The sequence below is a fragment of the Mesorhizobium sp. M0960 genome (assembly GCF_040319055.1).
In the GTDB taxonomy this organism is placed as follows: domain Bacteria; phylum Pseudomonadota; class Alphaproteobacteria; order Rhizobiales; family Rhizobiaceae; genus Mesorhizobium.
On record NZ_JAMYNN010000004.1, the window covers coordinates 81,717 to 103,759 of the forward strand.

At 62.1% G+C, this 22,043-nt stretch carries 27 protein-coding genes; 16 read left to right on the plus strand and 11 right to left on the minus strand.

The window, feature by feature from the left end:
* Nucleotides 1-15: 15 nt before the first annotated feature.
* The gene (locus NKH63_RS11120; protein ID WP_352493918.1) at nucleotides 16-2,316 is read right to left on the minus strand and encodes an FdhF/YdeP family oxidoreductase; all 2,301 of its coding nucleotides are present in this window, start codon (nucleotides 2,314-2,316) and stop codon (nucleotides 16-18) included.
* Between the two features lie 145 nt (nucleotides 2,317-2,461).
* On the opposite strand from NKH63_RS11120, the gene NKH63_RS11125 reads away from it, so the two are divergent.
* The 5 genes from NKH63_RS11125 to NKH63_RS11145 all read left to right on the plus strand — a co-directional run bounded on the left by NKH63_RS11125 (nucleotide 2,462) and on the right by NKH63_RS11145 (nucleotide 3,992).
* Nucleotides 2,462-2,680 (plus strand): hypothetical protein, encoded by a 219-nt coding sequence (locus tag NKH63_RS11125; RefSeq protein ID WP_352547439.1) that lies wholly within the window; start codon nucleotides 2,462-2,464, stop codon nucleotides 2,678-2,680.
* A gap of 27 nt (nucleotides 2,681-2,707) precedes the next feature.
* Entirely contained in the window at nucleotides 2,708-3,145 is a 438-nt protein-coding gene (locus tag NKH63_RS11130; protein WP_352917861.1) for a GFA family protein, read from the plus strand.
* A 148-nt stretch (nucleotides 3,146-3,293) separates the two neighbouring features.
* Complete coding sequence (locus NKH63_RS11135) at nucleotides 3,294-3,452, plus strand: hypothetical protein (RefSeq protein WP_023716639.1); 159 nt, start codon at nucleotides 3,294-3,296, stop codon at nucleotides 3,450-3,452.
* 138 nt (nucleotides 3,453-3,590) lie between these two features.
* Nucleotides 3,591-3,770, plus strand: coding sequence for a hypothetical protein (locus NKH63_RS11140; protein WP_031193315.1), 180 nt, complete (start codon nucleotides 3,591-3,593; stop codon nucleotides 3,768-3,770).
* A gap of 3 nt (nucleotides 3,771-3,773) precedes the next feature.
* Complete coding sequence (locus NKH63_RS11145; protein ID WP_352482793.1) at nucleotides 3,774-3,992, plus strand: hypothetical protein; 219 nt, start codon at nucleotides 3,774-3,776, stop codon at nucleotides 3,990-3,992.
* A gap of 43 nt (nucleotides 3,993-4,035) precedes the next feature.
* Here the strand turns inward: NKH63_RS11145 and NKH63_RS11150 are convergent, their stop codons facing one another.
* Nucleotides 4,036-4,266: a hypothetical protein gene (locus NKH63_RS11150; RefSeq protein ID WP_352547441.1), complete on the minus strand. Its 231-nt coding sequence runs from the start codon at nucleotides 4,264-4,266 to the stop codon at nucleotides 4,036-4,038.
* 417 nt (nucleotides 4,267-4,683) lie between these two features.
* The gene (locus tag NKH63_RS11155) at nucleotides 4,684-4,938 is read right to left on the minus strand and encodes a hypothetical protein (RefSeq protein WP_352639243.1); all 255 of its coding nucleotides are present in this window, start codon (nucleotides 4,936-4,938) and stop codon (nucleotides 4,684-4,686) included.
* Here NKH63_RS11155 and NKH63_RS11160 point away from each other — a divergent pair.
* The 9 genes from NKH63_RS11160 to NKH63_RS11200 all read left to right on the plus strand — a co-directional run bounded on the left by NKH63_RS11160 (nucleotide 4,843) and on the right by NKH63_RS11200 (nucleotide 12,580).
* Nucleotides 4,843-5,466: a GntR family transcriptional regulator gene (locus NKH63_RS11160; protein ID WP_352917919.1), complete on the plus strand. Its 624-nt coding sequence runs from the start codon at nucleotides 4,843-4,845 to the stop codon at nucleotides 5,464-5,466. The two genes, NKH63_RS11155 and NKH63_RS11160, sit on opposite strands and share 96 nt — an antisense overlap.
* Nucleotides 5,466-6,560 (plus strand): LLM class flavin-dependent oxidoreductase, encoded by a 1,095-nt coding sequence (locus NKH63_RS11165; RefSeq protein ID WP_352494029.1) that lies wholly within the window; start codon nucleotides 5,466-5,468, stop codon nucleotides 6,558-6,560. Before NKH63_RS11160 ends, NKH63_RS11165 begins: the two co-directional genes overlap by 1 nt.
* A complete protein-coding gene (locus NKH63_RS11170; RefSeq protein WP_352917862.1) occupies nucleotides 6,560-7,105 on the plus strand; it encodes a flavin reductase family protein in 546 nt (181 codons plus the stop codon). Before NKH63_RS11165 ends, NKH63_RS11170 begins: the two co-directional genes overlap by 1 nt.
* Before the next feature lie 80 nt (nucleotides 7,106-7,185).
* Nucleotides 7,186-8,163 carry a TRAP transporter substrate-binding protein DctP gene (gene dctP / locus NKH63_RS11175; RefSeq protein WP_352917863.1) on the plus strand — a complete coding sequence of 326 codons (978 nt, stop codon included), beginning with the start codon at nucleotides 7,186-7,188 and terminating at the stop codon, nucleotides 8,161-8,163.
* A 79-nt stretch (nucleotides 8,164-8,242) separates the two neighbouring features.
* Nucleotides 8,243-8,755 carry a TRAP transporter small permease gene (locus NKH63_RS11180; protein WP_352917864.1) on the plus strand — a complete coding sequence of 171 codons (513 nt, stop codon included), beginning with the start codon at nucleotides 8,243-8,245 and terminating at the stop codon, nucleotides 8,753-8,755.
* A gap of 3 nt (nucleotides 8,756-8,758) precedes the next feature.
* Nucleotides 8,759-10,069 carry a TRAP transporter large permease gene (locus NKH63_RS11185; RefSeq protein ID WP_254818782.1) on the plus strand — a complete coding sequence of 437 codons (1,311 nt, stop codon included), beginning with the start codon at nucleotides 8,759-8,761 and terminating at the stop codon, nucleotides 10,067-10,069.
* Nucleotides 10,070-10,095: 26 nt separating this feature from the next.
* The gene (locus NKH63_RS11190) at nucleotides 10,096-10,809 is read left to right on the plus strand and encodes a hypothetical protein (protein WP_352917865.1); all 714 of its coding nucleotides are present in this window, start codon (nucleotides 10,096-10,098) and stop codon (nucleotides 10,807-10,809) included.
* 43 nt (nucleotides 10,810-10,852) lie between these two features.
* Nucleotides 10,853-11,611, plus strand: a complete 759-nt coding sequence (locus NKH63_RS11195; protein WP_023716650.1) for an HpcH/HpaI aldolase family protein — start codon at nucleotides 10,853-10,855, stop codon at nucleotides 11,609-11,611.
* A gap of 12 nt (nucleotides 11,612-11,623) precedes the next feature.
* Nucleotides 11,624-12,580, plus strand: coding sequence for a C-terminal binding protein (locus NKH63_RS11200; protein WP_352547444.1), 957 nt, complete (start codon nucleotides 11,624-11,626; stop codon nucleotides 12,578-12,580).
* A 239-nt stretch (nucleotides 12,581-12,819) separates the two neighbouring features.
* Here NKH63_RS11200 and NKH63_RS11205 read toward each other — a convergent pair whose 3' ends face one another.
* The 8 genes from NKH63_RS11205 to NKH63_RS11240 form a co-directional block, all read right to left on the minus strand.
* Entirely contained in the window at nucleotides 12,820-13,251 is a 432-nt protein-coding gene (locus tag NKH63_RS11205) for a MaoC/PaaZ C-terminal domain-containing protein (RefSeq protein ID WP_352482890.1), read from the minus strand.
* Nucleotides 13,252-13,300: 49 nt separating this feature from the next.
* Nucleotides 13,301-14,377, minus strand: a complete 1,077-nt coding sequence (locus NKH63_RS11210) for a Gfo/Idh/MocA family protein (protein WP_352547446.1) — start codon at nucleotides 14,375-14,377, stop codon at nucleotides 13,301-13,303.
* Complete coding sequence (locus tag NKH63_RS11215) at nucleotides 14,370-14,699, minus strand: L-rhamnose mutarotase (protein WP_352482780.1); 330 nt, start codon at nucleotides 14,697-14,699, stop codon at nucleotides 14,370-14,372. The genes NKH63_RS11210 and NKH63_RS11215 overlap by 8 nt, the downstream gene beginning before the upstream one ends.
* Nucleotides 14,700-14,708: 9 nt before the next feature.
* Nucleotides 14,709-15,821, minus strand: coding sequence for a mandelate racemase/muconate lactonizing enzyme family protein (locus tag NKH63_RS11220; RefSeq protein WP_352547447.1), 1,113 nt, complete (start codon nucleotides 15,819-15,821; stop codon nucleotides 14,709-14,711).
* Nucleotides 15,822-15,825: 4 nt separating this feature from the next.
* Nucleotides 15,826-16,923, minus strand: coding sequence for an ABC transporter ATP-binding protein (locus tag NKH63_RS11225; RefSeq protein ID WP_023716655.1), 1,098 nt, complete (start codon nucleotides 16,921-16,923; stop codon nucleotides 15,826-15,828).
* Between the two features lies 1 nt (nucleotide 16,924).
* Entirely contained in the window at nucleotides 16,925-17,791 is an 867-nt protein-coding gene (locus tag NKH63_RS11230) for a carbohydrate ABC transporter permease (protein ID WP_352482777.1), read from the minus strand.
* A 2-nt stretch (nucleotides 17,792-17,793) separates the two neighbouring features.
* The gene (locus NKH63_RS11235; RefSeq protein WP_352482776.1) at nucleotides 17,794-18,690 is read right to left on the minus strand and encodes a carbohydrate ABC transporter permease; all 897 of its coding nucleotides are present in this window, start codon (nucleotides 18,688-18,690) and stop codon (nucleotides 17,794-17,796) included.
* A 142-nt stretch (nucleotides 18,691-18,832) separates the two neighbouring features.
* Nucleotides 18,833-20,152, minus strand: a complete 1,320-nt coding sequence (locus NKH63_RS11240) for a type 2 periplasmic-binding domain-containing protein (RefSeq protein ID WP_352547448.1) — start codon at nucleotides 20,150-20,152, stop codon at nucleotides 18,833-18,835.
* 158 nt (nucleotides 20,153-20,310) lie between these two features.
* On the opposite strand from NKH63_RS11240, the gene NKH63_RS11245 reads away from it, so the two are divergent.
* Nucleotides 20,311-21,099 (plus strand): IclR family transcriptional regulator, encoded by a 789-nt coding sequence (locus NKH63_RS11245; protein ID WP_352917866.1) that lies wholly within the window; start codon nucleotides 20,311-20,313, stop codon nucleotides 21,097-21,099.
* A gap of 67 nt (nucleotides 21,100-21,166) precedes the next feature.
* Nucleotides 21,167-22,003 carry an amidohydrolase family protein gene (locus NKH63_RS11250; protein WP_352895238.1) on the plus strand — a complete coding sequence of 279 codons (837 nt, stop codon included), beginning with the start codon at nucleotides 21,167-21,169 and terminating at the stop codon, nucleotides 22,001-22,003.
* Nucleotides 22,004-22,043: the final 40 nt, after the last annotated feature.

Consider the following 22,043-nt stretch of genomic DNA (forward strand, 5'->3'; position numbering starts at 1 on the left):
GCGAACAACGAACGCCTAGGCAACAATCCGCACCGGTACCGATTTGGCGGCCGGGACATGAGCCTTCTCGGCTCTGTGCCAGAGAGGAATCAGCGGGTTGAGCTCGGGATAATAACCGGCGCAATTTCCCTCCGGCACTGAGAAAGGCGTGATGCGCAGCCCGCGCACGCGGCGCTCCACGCCATCCTGCGCATTGGCTTCGAGATCGACCTCCTGTCCCGCGCTCAAGCCGAGGCGCTGGATATCCTTCTCGTTCATCAACAGCACCATGCGTGTGCCGCTGATGCCGCGCAGCCGGTCGTTGTAGCCGTAGACGGTCGTGTTGAACTGATCGTTGGAGCGGACCGTGATCAGTGTCAGCACATCGCGGCCGACGACATCGATGTCAGGATCGGTTTCAAGGCCAGTTGGCAGCTTGAAATTGGCCTTCTTGTTCGGCGTCTCCCACACCCGCTTGCTCGCCTTGATGTCGCGATGGAAGCCGCCGGGCGTCAGGAAGCGCTTGTTGAAGTCGCGGAAATGCTGGGGGTAGCAGCGCTCGATCTCGTCACGGATGCGGGAGTAGTCGCCAACCCATTCATCCCAAGGGATCGAACTCCTGCCCGGCACCGTCGCCTTGGCAAGTTCGGCGACGATCCTGGGCTCGGAAAGCAGATGCGGCGAAGCCGGAGGTCGCGATCCGAACGAACCATGGATACAGGCAGTGGAATCCTCTATCGACACCCTTTGATCGCCACTCGCCTGATGATCTCTTTCCAGCCGTGACAGGCAAGGCAGCAGATAGGTTGTCCGGCCGGCGATGAGGTGGCTGCGGTTGAGCTTGGTCGCGATCTCGACATGCAGGTCGAGCCCACGCCAGGCTTTCTCGACCAGGCCGGTTTCCGGCACGGCCCGCACGAAATTGCCGCCGAGCCCGACGAAGCCCTTGACCGATCCGTCCATGACGCCTTCGCAGGTCTCGACCGTATCGAGACCTTTCTCACGCTTCGGTTCAAAGGCGTAGAATTCGGCGAACTTGTCGAGCGGGACGAGCTCGGGTTTTTCCGATATGCCGACGGTGCGCTGTCCCTGGACATTGGAATGGCCGCGCAGCGGCGAAATACCGGCGCCGGGTTTTCCGATATTGCCGCGCATCATCAAAAGGTTGCACAGCATCTGGACGTTCTCGGTGCCGTGCCGATGCTGGGTCAGGCCCATGCCGTAATTGCCGATCACCGCGTTGGCATGGCTGTAGACCTCGGCGACATGCTCCAGATCGGCCTGCGCAATGCCCGATCGGGCGACGATATCGCTCCACTGGGTGTTGCGCAGGAAGGCTTCGAACTCGGCGAAGCCATGCGTGTGCTCGGCGATGAAAGCCGTATCGAGGGCACGCGTCCTGCCGCTTTCGCGGGCGGCATCGTCGAGCGCCAGCAACGCTTTGGCGATACCCGTTATCGTGGCGATGTCGCCGCCCGAACGGACCTGGAAGAAGTCGCTGGACATTTTGGTGCCCGGTCCGGGCGATAGCATGTCGATGGGGTTTTGCGGATTCTTGAAGCGCTTCAGTCCCCGCTCGGGCAAGGGATTGAAAGTGAAGACGGGCACGTTGCGTTGACGTGCCTCTTGCAGCGGATGCAACAGGCGCGGCGCCGTCACCCCGGTGTTGTGCCCGAAGAAGAACATCATGTCGCATTTCGCAAAGTCTTCGAGCTGCACGGTCCCGACCGGCGAGCCGATCGATTCCGGCAAGCCGACCGAGGTCGATTCATGACACATGTTGGACGAATCGGGCAGGTTCGAAGACCCGTAGATCCGCGCAAAAAGCTGATACATGAACGAGGCCTCGAGCGAGGCGCGGCCGGACGTGTAAAATACCACCGATTTGGGATCGAGCCGTCGCAATTCGGCAGCTATGTCGCGGAATGCATCGTCCCAGGAAACCGGTTCGTAACGGTCGACGGCGGCATTGTAGCGCATGGGCTCCGTAAGCCTGCCCTGTTTCTCCAGATCGTGGTCCGGCCAATCGAGCAATTCCGCCACCGAATGCTCGGCGAAGAAAGCGGGTTCGCAGCGCAGCTTGGTCTGGTCCCACATCGTCGCCTTGGCGCCGTTTTCACAGAATTCGAAAGGCCTCGGCTGAGCTGGCTTTGCCCATGAGCAAGACACGCACATATAGCCGTCGGCCTTGTTCTGCTTGAGCAGCGTGCTCCATATCCCGGACAATAGCAGGCCTTCGCCACGCGCCTTGCGGACCAGCGATTTGAGCGATCCCCAGCCGCCTGTCGGGTGGTCGTATTTCTTGGTTTCAATGCGATCGGTTACCGCGGGTTTCATGCAAGCCACTCCCTGTAGAAGAGCACTCATACGAACCCGCCGTGAGGCTGAATGTTCCCGGCCGGCTCCGTCCCGTCACGCAGTCCGTCTAACCGGAACCATTTCCGCCATCGTTTGTTCGGCTCAAAGAAAGGAGCCGTGCGAAATGGAGCGACGTAACGCGTTAATTGCAATTGTGATTTCGGCCATCATCATCGTCGGCTTCCTCATAGGCTTTTTGTACGGCGATATGGGCTGGCAGACTTCGCCGCTCAAAAGAGCCGCTGAACAGAACCAGGGTGGCAATGCTCCGGCCGATACCTCGCCTGCCGCCGGCATCAAGAAGAACCCCAAGGAAAATACCGAAATGCCGGGCCAGCAGTGAAGGCGAGTCCAGCCATGAAGTTAGCCAATGCCACGAACTGAAACGGGTTCCTGTTTTTGCGGCGCCATAACGGCGCAAATGCGCGGCGAGCCGTTCTGGGTTTGCTCCGATCACGACGACGACTGTCGCAAGGCGATAGGAAGCCCGCTAACGGTGTGGGTCGGTTATCGGCCTTCTGAATTCACCTTGCTCACCGGCATACCGAAGACCTTTTCGAAAACCCCCGGTGTGCTCCGGTCCTTCTGCGCGGATTGCGGAACATCGATCGGCTATGTCGACCAGGGCCTGCCCGACGAACTCTATCTGGCGATCGGCTTTCTCGATCACCCCGAACGGTTTCCGCCACAGGCCCACGCATACTGGGACATGAGGTTACCCTGGGTCGACTTTCCAGACGAGCTGCCGCGGGTGGGGGTGTATTCGAGGCGGCGAGATCCGGCCTTCGGAAATCCGGCGGAACGCTAGCTTTCGATCCCCTTGCTGGTTGGAAAACGCGCCATTCGGGCTTCGTACGAAAACGACAATTGGCGCGCGGCTGAAAACGCGCGATCATGTGTCAATGGGCCGCCGTTTGGATGACAAGCTCGATTGCAAGGCGTGCGGGACGATCCTGATGGAGATTCCCGACAACCCGAAGGATTCCACACCGATCTATTGCAGCAATTGCGGCGCCTATCTCGGCGAATGGGGCGATCTGCAGGAGGACTTCTTCAGGCAGGCGTTCGGTGCCCAGGCCTTCGATCTGAACAACGGAAACATCATCAAGAAATAATCCTGGATTGTGCGGGCACCCCGCCGGCCCCAAGCCACGGCCTGTGGACCCGGCTCGTTGCGGCAATCGCCGTTCGTATCGGACCCTCGGGAACCTTTCTCCCGAGCCGCTTGTTTGGGTGGCGGAAGGAGAAACGACATGAGCACGAAACCTCCCCCTGTGCCGCCGAAGAATCTGAGCCCAAAGGGCGCCGGTGACAAAAAATCGGTAGCAGCCGACCAGGCACCGCAATCCACCGTCCCCGATCCCGACAAGCAGGGTCAGCAAGGCAATACGAAGGTCAACACCACTCATCAAGGCAACGTCCAGGATCGCTAGGCCATGTCCACGTCGAAGAAAACTCCTGCCAGCATCCGCCAGGGCGGTCCCGGCGCCGCGCACGAAAACGCCAAGAAGCCGCTGAGCGTCGAAAAGCCGCCGGCCGATTCAGACCTGCGCAGCCACAGCAAGGTCTCCGGCGGCGGCGGCGAACGCGACAGCCACCATACCCATGACCCCGAAAAGAAAGGCGACACTCGGCCGGCGCATCAGGACAAGTGAAGTCGGGCGGCGACGCGACTACCGATGGGGCTCGAGCGAAATGTCAGCGGGGACGGCGCGCCAAGGCAATCGGCACGACGTTGTCGACATTGATCACCGGCAAATCGAACAGCATCGGAAGCCCCCGCGTCGCGGCCATTTCCACGATCAGCTCCTCGATGGAGTGATCGGTCAGAAGGGTTTCGACGCCCAGCCGGATCATCGCCGCCAGCTTGTGCACCGGCACCGGCACGGACTTCGCCCGGTCGTCGAGCAACTTGCTGATTTCGATCACGACGTCGGCGTCGATATTCCTGGGCAAGTCTCGCATAAGCGCCTCCCCGCCAAACGAAACGAAAAGCCCGCCGCACCTTTCGATACGGCGGGCGATCCAGTAATGCGCACCGGCGAGGGGATCGGGGGTGGGCGTGCCGGCGCGCGCAGATCGCAAGTAATTTTAGTTAAATCCGCCAACTTCGATGTGTCACGGAAAAACGTCTGTACGTTTTTTACCGAACCGCGCGGATCGTTAGCTGTCCCCGCCGTCGCGCGGCGCGGCAGCACAGACGGCGCGATCCTCTGCCCTCCGGACAGCGAGCTCAAACAGTATACATTATAGACTTGAAATATCTTGCCAGGTGATCCAGCCTGTGCTCCACTTGAGCCGGGAACATGGCTGACAGGTCGATTTCTGCCGATATATGGCTGCATTTCAACGGCACGACTGCGAGATCACAGCCTCAAACGATATACGAAATCTTCGCATGGGAAGGCGTGGATGACGGAAACGATAGAGCTCAAACGGGTTGGCGATGGCAATCTGCGTGCCCAGGTCTATCAACAAGTCCGGCTGACGATACAGCATGGCGAATTGGCGCCTGGCCAGAAGCTGGTCGATGTCGATATTGCCGCCCGGCTCGGCATTTCCAGAATGCCTGTCCGCGACGCCTTGATGCAGTTGGTGCATGAGGGCTATCTCGTCGGCACCACACGCGGCTTCACGCTGCCCACGCTTACCGCAACGGATGTCGCCGACATCTTCGAGGTCCGCCGGTTGCTCGAGCCGCGGGCCGCCGCGCACGCCGCACGGACACTTGACGCCGCTGGCCTCAAGACCCTGGCAGCCGCGCTCCGGGAGGCAGAGGCTGCGGCCGCAGATGGCGATGCCGACCGCTTTTTCCAGGCCAATTCGGCATTCAGGAATTGTTGGCTTGGCGCGGTCGCGAACGAGCGTCTTTCACAAACGATTGCCCGCTTCGCCGACCATGTACTCGTCGTCCGTTTAAGGACGCTGTCGCACCAGCCGACGCAGGCCGTGATCGTGGCCGGCATGCGCGCCATCTACGAGGCATTCGTCAAACGCGACGCCGTCGCCGCTTACGACTGCATGACGCACTTCATTCAGAACGCCGAGGAGCGTTTCATGAAGCTGAGCCCACCGTTTCAAAACTCCGACGGCGAGGGCAAGAACATGTCACGGCGGGGGAAATCATGATCAGGAAGCAGCACCCGCTGAAAGGGCCGAACAGGTTCAAGCTCGGCGTCTTTTCCATGAACGCCGATGGCGGCCTGGCAATGACCACCGTCCCCGAGCGCTGGCGTGCCCGCTGGGAAGACAACCTCAACTCCGCCTGCATCGCCGATCGCGCCGGCCTCGAGTTTCTGCTGCCGATCGCCCGCTGGCGCGGCTTCGGCGGTTTGACGCATGTGCGGGAATGGTCGTTCGAGACGTTCACCTGGGCGGCGGGTCTTGCTGTCGCCACCGAAAACATCGGCCTGTTCATGACGGTGCATGTGCCGCTGGTTCATCCGCTGCAGGCTGCAAAAGCGCTGGCGACGGTCGACCACATCTCCAACGGGCGTGCCGGCTTGAACATCGTCTGCGGCTGGAACCCGGACGAGTTCGCCATGTTCGGGCAGACGGTCGGCGAGCGGACCTACGATCAGGCCGAGGAATGGATCAACATCATCGTGCGTGCCTATCAATCGAGGGAGCCGTTCGACTTCAGCGGCGAGTTCTACGATCTGAAGGGGGTCGTCAGCCGCCCGCCAAGCCTGCAGGCGCCGCGACCGGTGACCATGAACGCCGCCTTCGGCGCGCCGGGGCGCAACTATGCGGCGCGCCACTGCGACTACCTGTTTTCGACTTTTTCCGAAATTGCCGACGGCCGTGTGCATGTGGTCGACATCACCAACCGAGCGGCCGAAGTCGGACGCGAAGTCGGCGTCTATACGGTTTGTCACGTCGTCTGCCGGGAAACCCAGCAGGAAGCCGAGGATTATTACCGGCATTACGCGCTGGAATGCGCGGACGAGGGCGCCGTCAACGAGCATATGCGCAAGAAGAAGGAATTCGCGAACTCGCATGATGCGAAGGCCTTCACCGAATATCGGCAAAGGTTCGCCGGCGGTGCTGGAACTTTCCCGCTCATCGGCACGCCGGAAAAGATCGTCGACGACCTCACTGCGATCATGGACCAGGGTTATTCCGGCGCCGCCCTCACATTCGTCAACTATACCTACGAATTGCCCTTCTTCTGCGACCGCGTGCTGCCGCTGATGCGCCAGGCCGGACTTCGAGTAAATTGATGCCGGCGGCCGCCATTCCGACGCCGTGGGCGGATGGACACGACGCCATCAATCCGCGCGCCTTCAAGCAGGCAATGCGGGCCGTGGCGGGCTCGGTCGCCATCCTCGCGTCGGAACATGACGAGATCGGCTTTTGCGGCATCACGGCGACGGCTCTCTGCTCGTTCAGTGCCGAGCCGCCGTCGCTGCTGGCCTGCGTCAACCGCGGCAGCACCTTTGCCTCGGCCATTCGCGAAGGCTTGCCCTTTTCGGTCAATCTTCCCGCCGGCGATCAGGAGAACGTTGTACGTGCCTTTGGCGGCATGACCAAAGCCAAGGGTGCCGCGCGGTTCTCGTCCGGATCATGGGTGCGTGGCGAAACCGGCGCGCCCTTGCTTGTCGGCGCGCGGGCAATGTTCGAATGCCGGGTGGCCGAAATCATTGTGCGGGCGTCGCACATGATCGTCATCGGCATCGTCTCAGGCGTCGCGCTGGACCGCGCTGACCGATCGCCGGTCTTCTACGCACATGGACGGTTCCTGACAGTAGGAGATGATGCCAGTTAACCGCCGTTCGCGTGGCGGCGCAGCGATTGTAATTTTCAGATCGGCCCGATCATGGGCGAACTATCAAAGGGAGTACGGCAATGCGCATTTGGAAATCCCTTGTTCTGGCTGCACTCCTGTCGGGTGTGGCGGGTATCGCCCCGGCCGAGGAGGTCGTCCTCAACGCCGTGCATTTTACGCCGACGCAGAACGGCTATGCCCAGAGCTTCCTGAAGTTCGTTCAGAAGGTGAACGAAAAGGGCAAGGGTGTGGTCCAGATCAACGTGCGTGGCGGGCCGGAGGTCATTCCGCCGATCCAGCAGGGCGCGGCGCTCAGGAGCGGCCTGATCGACGTGATCGACACGCCGGCAGGGCAGTTCCTCGAGCTCGTGCCCGAAGGCGAGGTGTTCTCCGCATCGACAAAGACGCCGTGGGAGGTTCGCGAGAATGGCGGCTGGGACTTCATCAGCGGAATTTTCGAGAAGAAGGCCAATGCCCATCTGCTGGCGCATGTCGACGCGGGCTCGGGCTTCAACGTCTTCACCATCGACGAACCCAAGCTCAACAGCGAAGGCAGCCTTGACTGGAGCAGCCTGAAGATCCGCTCGTCGCCGCTCTATCGCGATTTCCTTGAATCCCTGGGCGCAACGGTGATCGTGCAAGCGCCAGGGGACGTCTACACCTCGCTCGAGCGCGGCGTCGTCAATGCCAACGCCTATACCGTGTTTGGCTATGCGTCGTTCGGCTGGGACAAGTTCACCAAATACCGTGTCGACCCGCAATTCTTCAAAACCGACGTGCTGATCTCGATCAACAAGGCCAAATGGGACACGCTGTCGCCCGAGGCGCAGAAGCTGCTTGCCGACACGGCCGTCGAATACGAGCGCGCGAGCTATGACGCCAATCTTGCCGAGTCGGAAAAGCAGGCACAGGCGATGATCGACGGCGGGCAGAAGGTGATCAGCTTGACCGGTGCCGGCCGCGACAAATTCCTGGCGGCTGCCACGCAGGCGAGCTGGGCGAGAATGGCCAAACGCGATCCCACCAACATCGATCAGTTGAAGAAATTCTTCCAGTAGCCGAGCGGAGGCTGCCTTGTAAGCGCTCCATCAAAGCTGGGCAAAAGCGGGGCAACGGTGGACATGAGGGTCGTCGGACATGGACAGATTGTTTGCAGCGATTGCGAAGCTGAGCCTTGCGTTGGCGGCGACGGCAAAAGTGGTGCTTGGCCTCATCATCGTCGCGGTGGTTGCTGATGTATGCGTCCGCAATCTGGGCCTGAGGCCGCTTGCCTGGGCAGTATCGGCGACGGAATACGGCCTGCTTTACGCGGCATTCCTGCCGATGCCCTGGCTGGTCCACAGCAAGGGCCATGTCTTCGTCGAGTTCCTGCGCCAGGCGCTGCCGATGCGGGCTCGGGCGGTGCTTGAAAAACTGGTCTATCTCGCCTGCATCGGCGTCAGCCTCTACCTTGGCAGCGTCGCCTTGTTTTCCCTGACAAGCGCCGTGGCGGGCGGCGAATATGAAACGCGCAGTTTCGACATGCCGAAATGGCTGGTCTTTCTGCCCATCATGCTCGCCTTCTACCTCTCTGCGCTGGAATGGCTCAGATATCTCCTCGGCCGTGACACGCTGTACACGCTCGATCCGCTGGAAATGGAAGGGCTCTGACCGGTGGCCTGGCTGTTTCCATTCGCCGTGCTTGTTGGCACCATCCTCGTGTTGATGGGGCTTGGGCTGCCGGTCGCCTTCGCTTTCTTCGTCACCAATGTGATCGGGCTGTACCTGTTCTTCGGCGGTTCGATCGGCGTGACGCAGATGGTCGCCAACTTCTCCGACGCCGTCTCGACCTATGCGCTCGCTCCGCTGCCGATGTTTCTTGTCATGGGCAGCCTGTTCTTCCGCTCCGGCCTCGGCGAGAAGGTCATCTACGCGCTCGACCTGTGCATCGGCAATCTGCGCGGACGCCTCGCTTATGTCGTTCTCGCCGCCGGCACCATCTTTTCCGCGCTGTCGGGCTCGAGCCTCGCCAATACCGGCATGATGGGTTCGCTGATGGTGCCGGAGATGCTGAAGCGGGGCTACAAGCCGCATATGGCCTACGGCCCGGTGCTTGGCGCCGGAAGCCTTGCCGTCATCATCCCGCCATCCTCGCTGGCCGTCTTGCTCGGCTCGCTGGCCCAGATCGACGTAGGCGCGCTGCTCATAGCGGGGGCTTTGCCCGGGCTGCTCCTCGTTGTCATGTACGCGGCGCTGATCTTCGCACAGACGAAGATCGATCCGGACGCCGCTCCGCACTATCCGGTGCCCGCCGTTCCTGCGGCCGAGAAGGTGAGGGCGGTCGCCGTCAACATCATTCCGATGAGCGTCATCGTGTTCATGGTGGTCGGCACGATCATCCTTGGGATAGCGACGCCGACGGAATCGGCGGGACTCGGCTGTGCCGCCGTTTTCGCCTTGTTGTTTGTCTACCGACGGTTCAGCTGGTCGGTTGTCTGGAAGTCGCTGGACGATGCGATGAAGGTCACCGGCATGACCTTCCTGATCATCTCGGCTTCGACGACGTTCTCGCAGATATTCGCCTTCTCCGGCGCCTCCAACGGCTTTATCCAGTTCATCGTCGGCTACGATCTTGGACCGTATCCCATGCTGCTCATGATGGTGCTCGTCATCCTGCTGCTCGGCATGTTCATGGATCAGGTCTCGATGATGCTGATCACGCTGCCGATCTTCCTGCCGATCGCCCAGCAATTCGGCTACGAGCCGGTATGGTTCGGGCTGATCCTGCTGCTCGCCTACGAGGTCGGCTTCACCACGCCGCCGTTTGGTCTGCTGCTGTTCATCATGATCGGTGTTGCGCCGAAAGGCACATCGCTCAAGACGGTTGCCATGTCAGCGGCACCCTACATCGCGCTGACGCTTTTGCTGATCCTGCTGATTGTCCTCTTTCCGCAGATCGCTCTCTTTCTTCCGAATTTGATCTAGTCGAACTCGATCCAGCAGGTGTCCAAATGCGCTTTGCCTATCTTGCTTTCTTCCATGATGACCGCGAGGCAAATTTGGCCATCGCCGGTGAAGACGTTGATGCCGTGCGGCGGGTGATTGCATCGACGCCGGGCCTTGCGCTTGCAAACATCTATCTGCCCGAAGTGGCGACGGACATGTTCAACAAGGATGGCCCACCGCCGGTCTTTGGCTTCCAGCTCTATTTCGACGAATTGGCGGACATGGAGGCGGCGCTGGCGCCGTCCGGCCATCTGCAGGCGCTTGCCGCACCGGGTATGCTGTCGAGCGTCGCCGGTTCGAGGCCGACGCAACAGGCTATGTGCGTGCGTCCGTTTCCCGTCGACGACGCTGGCGTCCAGACGTCGGGGCTCCCCTGCAGCTATCTTGTCCACTATCCCGGGCCGGCCGAAGACATGAATGTCTGGCTCTTCCACTATGTGACGCATCATCCGCAATTGATGCGGGGCTTCCCCGGCATTCGCCACATCGAGGTTCTGTCGCGACTGGATTGGTGCGGTTCGCTGCCCTGGCCGCGCATCGACCATATGCAGCGCAACCGGGTCATGTTCGACAGCCCCGCGGCATTGACGCACGCCCTGCAGTCGCCGGCGCGGCTGGAGATGCGCGCCGACTACAAGACTTTCCCGCCGTTTTCAGGCGGCAGCCGGCATTTCCCGATGTCGACGGAAGCCGTGCATCCTTTGCCGCGGGCCACATAGCGCAAACAGGTTTTGCCGACGCCGAAAAACCTCTGGAGATTTCATGTACGACTTTCGCAAGAAATGTGTCTCTCTCGATCGCCTCATCGGCACGTTCTGCGCCATCCCGCACCCGGTGGCGGTCGAAGTGGCGGCCGCCAGCGGGGTCGATTTCCTGTGCATCGACTGGGAGCATTCGCAGATCGGCCGCGAACGGCTCGAGGATCTGGTTCGCGCCGCCGATGTCCACAAGGTTCCCGCGATGGTGCGCGTTCCCGGCCACACGCCGGAATGGATGGCGGCCGCGCTCGACGCCGGCGCGTCGGGCGTCCTGGTACCCCGCGTCTCGACGGCCGAGCAAGCCCGCATGGTGGTCATGGCCTGCCGTTACCCGCCGGTCGGCGCACGTGGTGTCGGCCCGGGCCGCGCCGCCGGTTATGGCTACAGGATTCCGGACTACCTCAAATCGGCCAACGAGGTCCTGACGGTCGCCATCCAGGTCGAGACGGCCGAGGGCCTCGCCAACATCGACGACATCGTCCAGGTCGACGGCGTCGACGTGGTCTTCATTGGCCCCGGCGACCTGTCGGTCTCGATCGACGCCATGGGGCCGGCCGGCCAGGACAAGCTCAATGCCGCGATTACCAGGATTGCGGCCGTAGCGCGCGCGGCCGGCAAGGCCGTCGGCATCTTTCGCCCTTCGGCGGATGATGTCGGCAAATGGTCGCGGCACGGCATCAGCTTCTACATGCTGGCCAGCGACACGATGTTTCTCGGCGCCGGCCTTGCCGCCGGCGTCGCCTCGGCGCGCAGCGCCTCGTAGCAAGAGTTTGCCATGAAGATCATCAAGACCGACGGTGTGCTGTCAGTCGAGGAGGAGCAGCTGCGCTACCTCGACGGCTTGAGCGCCGAGTTTGTCGAAAAGACGCTGCTCACAGAAGATGCCCTGATCGAACACTGCCGCGACGCCGACGCATTGATGGTATTGCGGGAGCCGATCACGGCTCGCGTTTTGGCGGAACTGAAGAACCTCAAGGTCATCGGGCGGTTCGGCGTAGGGCTCGACTCGATCGACGTCGAGGCCGCTAGCCGTGCCGGTGTTCAGGTAACCTACGTGCCGGACGCCAATCTGGTGGAAGTCAGCACCCACGCCATGGCCCTGATCCTGGCCTTGGCGCGCAGGCTGAAGCAGTTCGACAGCGCGGTGCGCGCCGGCCGCTGGGCGGCGATGACCGACGGTGCCGGCATCACGCGGCCGGACAGGCAGATTCTCGGGCTGATCGGCTTCGGCCAGATCGGGCGCCTGACTGCCGAGCGGGCGCGGGTCTTCGGCTATCATATCATCGCCTACGACCCGCATATGCCGGCAGAGCGCATCACGGCCGGCGGTGCCGAACCGGTCGGCTTCGACGAGCTGCTAGCCAGGGCCGACATCGTCTCGCTGCACGTTCCAGCGACACCGGAGACCAGAAACATCATGTCGGCGGATGCCCTGTCGCGGATGAAGGAAGGAGCGATATTCATTAACGTGTCCCGCGGCGGCCTCGTCGACGAGGTCGCGTTGGCGGATCTGATCCGGCGTCGCCATCTGGCAGGCGCGGGCATCGACACGTTCGAGCAGGAGCCGCCTTCGCCCGACAATCCGCTGCTGGCGCTGGACACCGTCCTGGTCAGTCCACACGCGGCGCACTACTCGACGCAGTCTTACGCGGAGGTTCGCAACAAGGTGTTTGCCGACGTCGCAGCGGTCCTGCGCGGCGGCAAGGCGGTATATCCGGTCAACCGGGTGTGACCAATTCCCGATGCCGGCACCATCCGCTGCCTGCCGACAGTTCCACCTTAACGTTCCGGGGCAGGCAGCCTTGAGCGCGACCTCGGCAAGCGGATAAAGACGGGAACGGGTGAAGTGAATTCGCATTTTTTGCCGACAGCGCCACATTTTGTTCTTGCTTTGTGCCGGCAGCTATGCTACTAATTTACGTATGGTGCTGATTCGCACCGAGGACCCGCCGCAAGGCGGTTTTTTTTGTTTCAGGTTTCAGCGCCGTCCGTCGAGGCCCTGCTCGGCTTGTTGCGGCGCTCGACGATGTAGATGTGGTCGGCGACCAGCACCACGTTGCCATGCTGGTTGATCACCTCGCAGCGTTCCACGACCCGGCCTGAATCGGGTCGCTTCGGGTCGTCTTCCTTGGCCGAGATGGTGGTGCGGGTCCTGATCGTATCGCCGATGAACACCGGCTTGATGAAGCGCAGCCGGTCGTAGCCATAGGAGAAGGCGACCGGGTTGACGACGCTTGCTGTCAGCCCGACGCCGACCGAAAAGACCAGCGTGCCGTGCGCGATGCGCTGGCCGAACGGCGTCGTCTTCATGAACTCGGCGTCCATGTGATGGGGAAAGAAATCACCGGTATGGCCGGCATGGACGACGAAATCGGTCTCGGTGATGGTGCGCCCGCTGGTCATGCGCGACGAGCCGATCTGGTAGTCCTCGAAATAGACAGTCTGCTCCAAGTCAGGGCCTCGCCGCGATCGGTGTTGCCGGCGCCGCGCTCGATTGGTAGGCGGCTTCGACCAGCGCCATGGTGTTCCAGCCGTCCTCGACGGAACTGACAAGCTCGGCGTCCTCGCCCGACGCGTAGCGCTGGACATTGGCCATGCGGCCGGCAAAGGCGTCCGGAAACCATGCGCCGACGAGTGGAACCGCAATCCAGTCCTTGCCGCCTTTGGGGTAGATTTCGAGGATGTCCGGCTCGCCGCGCGGATAGTCGAGGTTGACGCCCAATTTGAGGTAGGCGGCGCCTTCGGTGCCGCAGATGCGGAATTCGCAGGCCTGGTGTTTTCGACCGAATTTGTGATCGTGGTTGATCGACAGTGCACAGCGCACGGTGTCGCCATAGTCGAGGATCGCGCTGGTGCGCGTTTGCGCAACCTTATGGCCGGGATGGCCGAGCGTCTTGGCGTGAACCCCCTTGGGGTCGCCGAGCAATTGCCGGATCAGGTCGAGATAATGGATCGAATGCATGGCGATCTCGACGCGCGGCGCCTGCAACAGGAATTCCCAGAGCTGCCAGGGTGTCGCAAGCGCCAGCCATGCGTCGAAATCGACCACGTCGCCCAACCAGCCCTTGGCGATCGCATCCTTGAGCGCCAGCATCATCGGCGCGAACCGCAGCTGGAAATTCACCGCGGCCTTGAGGTCTTTGGAGCGGCAGATTTCGAGGATGTCAGTCGCCTCGCTGAGATTGCTCCCCATAGGCTTCTGGATCAGCGCCACCGCACCATCGGGCAGCGCCCTGAGCACGCCGGCATGATAGGCCGGCGGTGTCGCCAGATCGAAGACGGCGTCCTTTATTGACGCAGCTTCTTCGACCGACCGGTAAGCGGTGACGCCCCATTTCTGCGCCAGTTTTTCGGCCTTGGCCAGCTCGGGGTCGAACAGCCCGGCAACCGGGAAACCGGCTTTCCCATAGGCCGGGAAATGCGCATCGCCGACGATCGAGCCGGCGCCGAAAATCACGATCGGCCTGGGCTTTGACGGTTGTGCCCAGGCCTGGGAAAGCGAGGCAGGATCGAAAATGTCATCAGTCATAATGGAAAACTTCGTCCATCGACGCCCACCACTCGCCCTCCTTGCGGGTCGGCAGCGGCTCCTGGCACGGCATGCACAGCGCCCACCATTCCTGCGTCGTGGGATCGGCGGCCATCTTGGCCATGTCGGCGGCGAAATCGGTGCCATGGTACTCGAAGGTGCTGAACAAAAGGTGCTCCGGCTCCCTCAGATAGATCGAATAATTCTTGATGTTGCAGGCGGAAATCATCTTGAGGACGTCCGGCCACACAGCAGCGTGAAGCCGCACATATTCGGCGACTTTCTCCGGCTTGAGGCCGAGCACCATTCCGATTCGCTGCATGTCCGCCTCCTATTTCGCTATCGTCGTGGTGAATTCCGCGATGCTCTTCGCCTTGATCGCATCCCAGTCCCAGTCGATGCCGATGCCTGGCTCGTCCGGCGCCAACGCGTGCCCGTCCTCGATACGCATTTTCTTGCCGGTCAGCTCGTCGAGCTGGGGAATATACTCGACATATCTGCCGTTCTGAACGGCGCATGTCAGGCTGACATGCAGTTCCATCAGGAAATGCGGGCAGACCGGTATGTCGAACGCCTCGGCCGCGTGCGCGACCTTCAGCCACGGCGTAATGCCGCCGATGCGGCCGACATCGACCTGCACGATCGAGCAAGCGCCCTTTTGCATATATTCGCGGAAATGCCGGATCGAATAGAGCGACTCGCCGATGGCGATCGGCGTCGATGTGGCACTCGACAGCCGCACATGGCCGTCAATGTCGTCGGCCGGCAGCGGCTCCTCGATCCAGGCGAGGTCGAGCTCACGCAGGCGCTCGGCCCGGCGGATTGCCTCGTCGACCGAAAAGCCCTGGTTGCAGTCGGTCATGATCTCGTAGGAGTCTCCGACCGCCCGGCGCACCGCCGTCAGCCGAGCAAGATCCTCGGAACCGTGCGGCTTGCCGATCTTGACTTTCGAGCCGCGAAAACCCTTGGCCTTGGCGGCCAGCGCATCCGCGACCAGCGCCTCGGTCTCGATATGCAGCCAGCCGCCTTCGGTCGTGTAGAGCGGGCAGCGGTCCTTGGCGCCGCCGGCCAGCTTCCACAGCGGCAGTCTCTGTTTCTTCGCCCGCAGGTCCCAAAGAGCAGTGTCGATGGCCGCCAGCGCGATTGCCGTGATCGCGCCGATCGTCGTGGCATGGGTGGCGAACTCCAACTCGCGCCAGATCGCCTCGATCATGTCGGCGTCGCGGCCGATCAGCCGCGGCGCAAGGCGGTCGGCCAGCAGTCGCATCACCGACGAGCCGCCGGTGCCGATCGTGTAGCTGTAGCCGGAGCCGACCGCGCCGTCGGCATCGGTGATGGTGACGATCGGTGTTTCCTGGCTGACAAAACTCTGGATGGCATCGGTGCGCTTGACCTTAGGCACCAAGTCGACCATGCGCAGTTCGACTTTCTCGATCTTTGCCATGATTTTAACCTCGCAATGTCTTGCCCGTTTCAGCAGAAAACAGATGGGCCTGCGACAGGTCCAGGCTCATCTTGACCCGGTCGCCGGCTTTGAGCGGCTTTGGATTGAGCATCCGTGATACCCAGTCGCTGCCGTTGAATTCGGCGAACACCAGCGTCTCATTGCCGAGCGGCTCGGTGACGGTCACCGGCAACTCGACCTGGTGGACGTCGACATCTTCGCCGGAGCTGATGCCGTGTCCGGTCGGATAGATGTCGTCGGGCCTGAGGCCGAACACGACCTTGTCGCCGGTTTCGACATTGGCTTTGAACTGGCTGGGCAGAGGCAGCTTCTCGCCGCTGGCGAACAGCAGCTGTCCGTCGTCGACAACCGCCTCATGCAGGTTCATCGGTGGCGAGCCGATGAAGCCCGCGACGAAGCGTGTCTGCGGCCGGCGGAAGACCTCGTCGGGTGTGCCGACCTGCTCGATAAAACCGTCACGCATGATGACGATGCGGTCCGCCAATGTCATCGCTTCGACCTGGTCATGGGTGACGTAGATCACCGTCGACTTGACCTTGGCGTGCAGCTTCTTGATCTCGGTGCGCATCTGCGTCCGAAGCTTGGCGTCGAGATTGGAAAGTGGCTCGTCGAACAGGAAGACATCGGGATCGCGCACGATGGCGCGGCCCATGGCCACGCGCTGGCGCTGTCCGCCGGACAGCTGCGACGGCCGGCGGTCGAGCAACTGGTCGAGGCCGAGAATGCCGGACGCTTCGGCGACGCGACGGTCCATTTCTTCTTTCGCGGCGCCGGCGATCTTGAGCGAGAAGCCGAGGTTTTCGCGCACCGTCATATGCGGATAGAGCGCGTAGGACTGGAACACCATCGAGATGTTGCGCGAGCGCGGCGGCAGGTCGTTGACCATGCGGCCGCCGATCTCGATGACGCCGTCGCTGATCGCCTCGAGGCCGGCGATCATGCGCAGGGTTGTCGACTTGCCGCAACCGGACGGCCCGACCAGCGCGATGAACTCGCGGTCGGCGACCTCGAGATCGATGCCGTGCACCACCGCCACCGGGCCGTAGCTTTTGGTGAGATTCTTGAGCGATACGGTTGCCATGTCAGCCTTTCACCGCGCCGGAAGTGAGGCCGCCGACGAGGTGTTTCTGGACGATGAAGGTAAGCGTGAGCGCCGGTATGACCATGACCACGGCGAGCGCGCACATGCCGCGCCAGTCGATGGTGAATTCGGCCGTATAGTCGAGCAGGCCAACCGGCAGGGTCTTGGAGTTAATCGAGCGTGTCAGCTGCGAGGCCAGCGCGAACTCGTTCCACGAGGTGAGGAAGGCAAAGATTCCGGCCGAGGCGATGCCGGGCCCGGCGAGCGGAAACTCGACCTGCCAGAAGGCCTGCCAGCGCGTGCAGCCGTCGATCTGCGCCGCCTCGGCAAGGTCTTTCGGTACCTGGCGGAAAAAGCCGTCGATCAGCCAGATGGTGAAGGGCACATTGAGCGCGACATAGACCAGGATCAGCCCGAAATGCGTGTCGATGATGCCGAGCCGCGCAAAGACGAAGAACAGCGGCAGGGACAGTGCGATGCCGGGCACCGTGCGCGTCAGCATCAGGCCGAGAAACATCGCCGACTTGGCTTGGAAGCGATAGCGCGCAAAGGCATAGCCGCCCGCCATGCCGATGGCGATGGCGATCAGCGTCGAGGTCACCGAGATGATCAGCGAATTGCGGAAATAGTCGAGCACCGGAATGCCGCCCTTGCCGACGCCGCTGAACATGGCGACGTAGGCATCGAGCGAGAGTTGCTGCGGAATCCACACCGGCGGCTTGGCCATGATCTCGACAGTCGGCCGCAGCGACGACAGCACGATCCAGATGCCGGGCAGGCAGATGACCAGCATGGCCAGGAACAGCCCGATGCCATGGACGATCCGGAGCGCTTTGTTGCCGGCGCGATGCAGGCTGTTCTGGTCCATCCTCACCACTCCGCCGCGATCTGCGTGCGCGCCGCGGCGAGCTTGCGGTAGAAATAGACGGTGAACAGGATCGACAGCAGGATCGAGAAATAGGCCATGGCATTGGCCATGCCCATTCTGGCATCGCCATAGGCGGTGCGGGCGACCAGCGTCCAGACCAGCTCGGTGCGGCCGGCAGGGCCGCCGTCGGTCATGATCTTGACGATGTCGTAGGCGCGCGCGACGTCGAGCGAGCGGATGGTCATGGCGATGAAGGCAAACGGCATGATGAACGGCCAGGTGACATAGCGGAATGTCTGCCATGGCGTGCAGCCGTCGACGCGGGCCGCCTCGACCGGTTCGCGCGGCATCGCCAGCAGCCCGGCTAGGATGAGGATCGCGAACACCGAAGTCGACGACCAGATCTCGGCGGTCAGGATGGCGATGAAGGCGAGATTGCCGTCGATCAGCCACGGGATGGCGCGATCGGTCAGGCCGAGCGCCTGCAGGGCGTTGTTCACCAGGCCGATATTGTCGTTGAACATGAATTTGAACTGGAAGCCGACGAGGATCGGCGAAAACATCATCGGAAACATCATGATGGTGCGCAGGACCCGCTGGCCGCGCGAGGCTTTTTCCACCAGCAGGGCCAGCCCGAGCCCGATCAGCATTTCCAGGTTGAGCGCCACCGTCAGCAGCACCACAGTACGGGCAAAGGCGATCCAGAAATCGCGGCTGGTCAGGATGGTGACGTAGTTGCGGGCGCCGATGAAGACCCAGAACGTCTCAGGCCTGGTCAGCCGGAACGGCGTGAAGCTGGAGTAGAGCGACAGCAGCAACGGCACCACCACCACGGCCGCCAGCACGATCACCGCCGGCAGCAGGAGCAGCAATGGTGGCGAGGGTCTCCAGCCTTTCATGGCGATCCGGTTCTGGTTGGTGCCCGGACACCGAAGCCCGCCATCGGCGAGCTGGGATCAAGACAAAGCGGGTTGCGCATGGTTCGAAAAAAGTTCGGGGGCGCCGCTCTTCAATGAGCGCGGCGCCCCCTTGGGAGAATGGTCAAAGCTTGCCGGCGTCCTCGAGGATCTGGGTGGCCTTGGCGGCAGCGTCGTCCAGCGCCTGCTTGGATGTCTTGTCGCCAAGGATGGCGGCCTGCAATTCGGGATAGACGGCGTTGGAGATTTCGATCCATTCAGGTGTCTGCGGCACGGCGAAAGCGTGCTTTGCCTCTTCCTGGAAAGCCGCCAGCACTTCCTTCTTGTAAGGATCGTTTGCTGCCTGCTGGATGTCCCAGTCCCACACCGCCGTGCGGGTCGGCAGAGGTCCGCCTGCTGCCTCGAGCTTCTGGCTGTCCTCATTGGTCAGGAACCAGACCAGCGACGCGGCCGCTTCCTTGCTGGCGCAGTTTTCGGTGACCGAAAACCCGTGGTGCCCCGACCAGCCGGTGCGAATGCCGGCCGATCCCTTCGGCGCCACCTTCACGCCGACATTGCCGGCGACCTTCGACGACTTTGGATCGTTGAAGAAGCCTGCCCAGCCAGGCCAATCGAGGTTGATGGCGACGGTGCCCGAGGCAAAGCCCTGGCCGAGATCGTCCCACAGATAGTTGGTGGTGCCGGCCGGCACTGCCTTGGCCTTGTAAAGATTGACGAACCAGTCGAGCGCGTGCACGCCGGCCTCCGAATTGAATGCGGGCTTGCCGTCCTTGTCGAGGTACTCGCCACCGTCGGCGATGAGCATCTCGTAAAAACGGCCGTTGATCGCCTCTTCCTTGCCGGCGAACTGGGTGCCATAGAAATCGGGCGGGCTGGCGAAGAATTCCGCCTGCTGGGCGACCTCGTCCCAGGTGTCGGGCGGTGTCAGTTCCTTGCCGTACTTGGCCTTGTAGGCGGCCTTCTTGGCTTCATCCTGATAGAGGCTCTTCTGGTAATAGAGCGCCGAGACATCGAACTGCGCGCGCGGCAGCATTACCAGCTTGCCGTCGAGCGTCGAGGCCTTGATCGTCGACGGCACGAAGGCGTCGATCTCCTCCTTCGGCAGCAGCTTGTTCAGGTCGGTGTAGATATCAGGATATTGCGGCGCGAAGGACGAGTGGTTCGAGCCGACGCACCAGTTGATGCTGCCGGAGGCGATGTCCGACTTGATCTCCTTGTCGAGCTCGAAGTGGTTCTTCTTCGAGATCACGTTGACCTTGGCGCCGGTCAGTTTTTCCCATTCGCCGATCCGCGCGTAGAGCCCTTCATATTGCTGGCCGCCGATCAGCTTGGCGTCGATGGTGACGCCGTCGAATTTGCCGGGCAGTTCGGCAGCAAGGGCAGCACTAGCACCAAACGCGAGTAGCGTTACGCCGGCCGACAGGCCGCAAAACAGTTTCGTCATTGGTATCCTCCCAAAGAGCCTGCATCGATCGCGTAGCGAGGTCGATCGGCAGCTTCATTCATATACAAACAAAACATTTATAGGATCGTCAAGCCGAAAGTTCTTTCGGAAGCAAGGCTGTTGCGTATATGAAAAGTGAAATTCACTGGAGAGGCGCAATGGCAGAGGACGAGGAAGACGACCGGTATCGAGCCCCGGCGCTGGACAAGGGGCTCGACATCCTCGAGCTGCTGGCCGGCGTCGACGGCGGCCTGACGCAGGCGGAAATCGCCAAGAAACTCGACCGCAGCCCGAATGAGTTCTACCGCATGCTGGATCGGCTGGTGCGTCGCGGCTACGTCACGCGGCCGGATGGCGACCGTTATTCGCTGACGCTCAAGCTGTTTGGCCTGGCGCAGCTGCACGCGCCGGTGCGCCGGCTGGTTTCCTATGCGACGCCGCTGATGCGCGAACTGGCCGAAACCACACAGCAGGCAAACCAGCTCGTCGTCTTCGATCGCGGCTCCGCCGTGGTCATTGCCCAGCAGGAAGCGCCGGATTACTGGGGCATCTCCATCCGCGTCGGCTCGCATATCAGCCTGTTCGACACCGGGTCCGGCCATGTGCTGCTGGCGTTCCGCCCGCCGGAAGAGCGGCAGATGATGATTTCCGAACATCTGCGCAGCACCGACAAGCCACCGCAATCGCCAGAGTTTTTCGCTCGCCTCGATCAGATCCGGGAACGCGGCTACGAGATGATGGCGTCGATGCAGACGGCCGGCGTGTTCAACCTGTCGACACCCGTTCTCGGCTCGGACGGCAGGGCAATCGCCGCACTGTCGATCCCCTACATAACCCTGGTCAACGCACCCAAGGCGCCCGACGTCACCAGGACGATAGAGCTGCTGCTGGCAGCGACCGAAAAGCTGTCGCAACTGGCGGGATCGACTGTCAAGCAATCGCGATGAATTCTTATTTGAATGAAGAATTTCTCCGTGAGATGATCTCGAAGTCGCCAAGGAGGAGCGCGCCGCCATGATCTTCGACACCCATCTGCACCTGATCGACCAGTCCGCCCTGCGCTATCCATGGCTGGCCGGCGTGCCGGCGCTCAACCGCGATTTCCCCTACGACGAATATGCAGTCCAGGCCCGTCGCGCCGGCATCGGGGCGGCGCTGCACATGGAAGTCGATGTCGATCCAGCCGACATCGAGGCCGAAACCGGCCATGTCAAAGCGCTCTCGCAGCAAAAGGGCAGTTTGTTGAGGGGAGCGATTGCCTCCTGCCGTCCGGAAGAGCCCGGCTTTGCCGCTTATCTGGAAACGCAGCGCGCAGATCCTTTCGTCAAAGGCTTTCGCCGCGTGCTGCACGTCGTGCCGGATGAACTGTCGGAAGGCGCGCTGTTCCGCGAAAACATCAAGCGGCTAGCCGGCACCGGCCTGACCTTCGACCTGGTCGTTCTGCCGCACCAGATCCCCAAGGCGATCGCACTCGCCGATCTCGCGCCGGATGTGCAGTTCGTGCTCGACCATTGCGGCGTGCCCGACATCAAGGGCGGTGCCGAGCACCCCTGGCGCGAGCACATGGCGGAGATCGCGCGGCGCCCGAACGTCGTCGGCAAAATTTCCGGTGTGGTCGCCTATGCGGATGCCGGATCCTGGACGGTCGATACGCTGCGTTCCTATGTCGAGCACACCATCGCATGCTTCGGCTGGGAACGCGTCGTCTGGGGCAGCGACTGGCCGGTCTGCACGCTTGGCGGCGGGCTTGCGACCTGGATTGCGGCAACGCACGCGCTGCTTGCCGGCACCAGCATCGATGAACGGCAAAAGCTGCTCTCCGGCAACGCCAAGCGGCTGTGGAGTTTGTAAGCAGCTTCAGATCGTCGCCGACACGTGCCGCTCGCGGCCG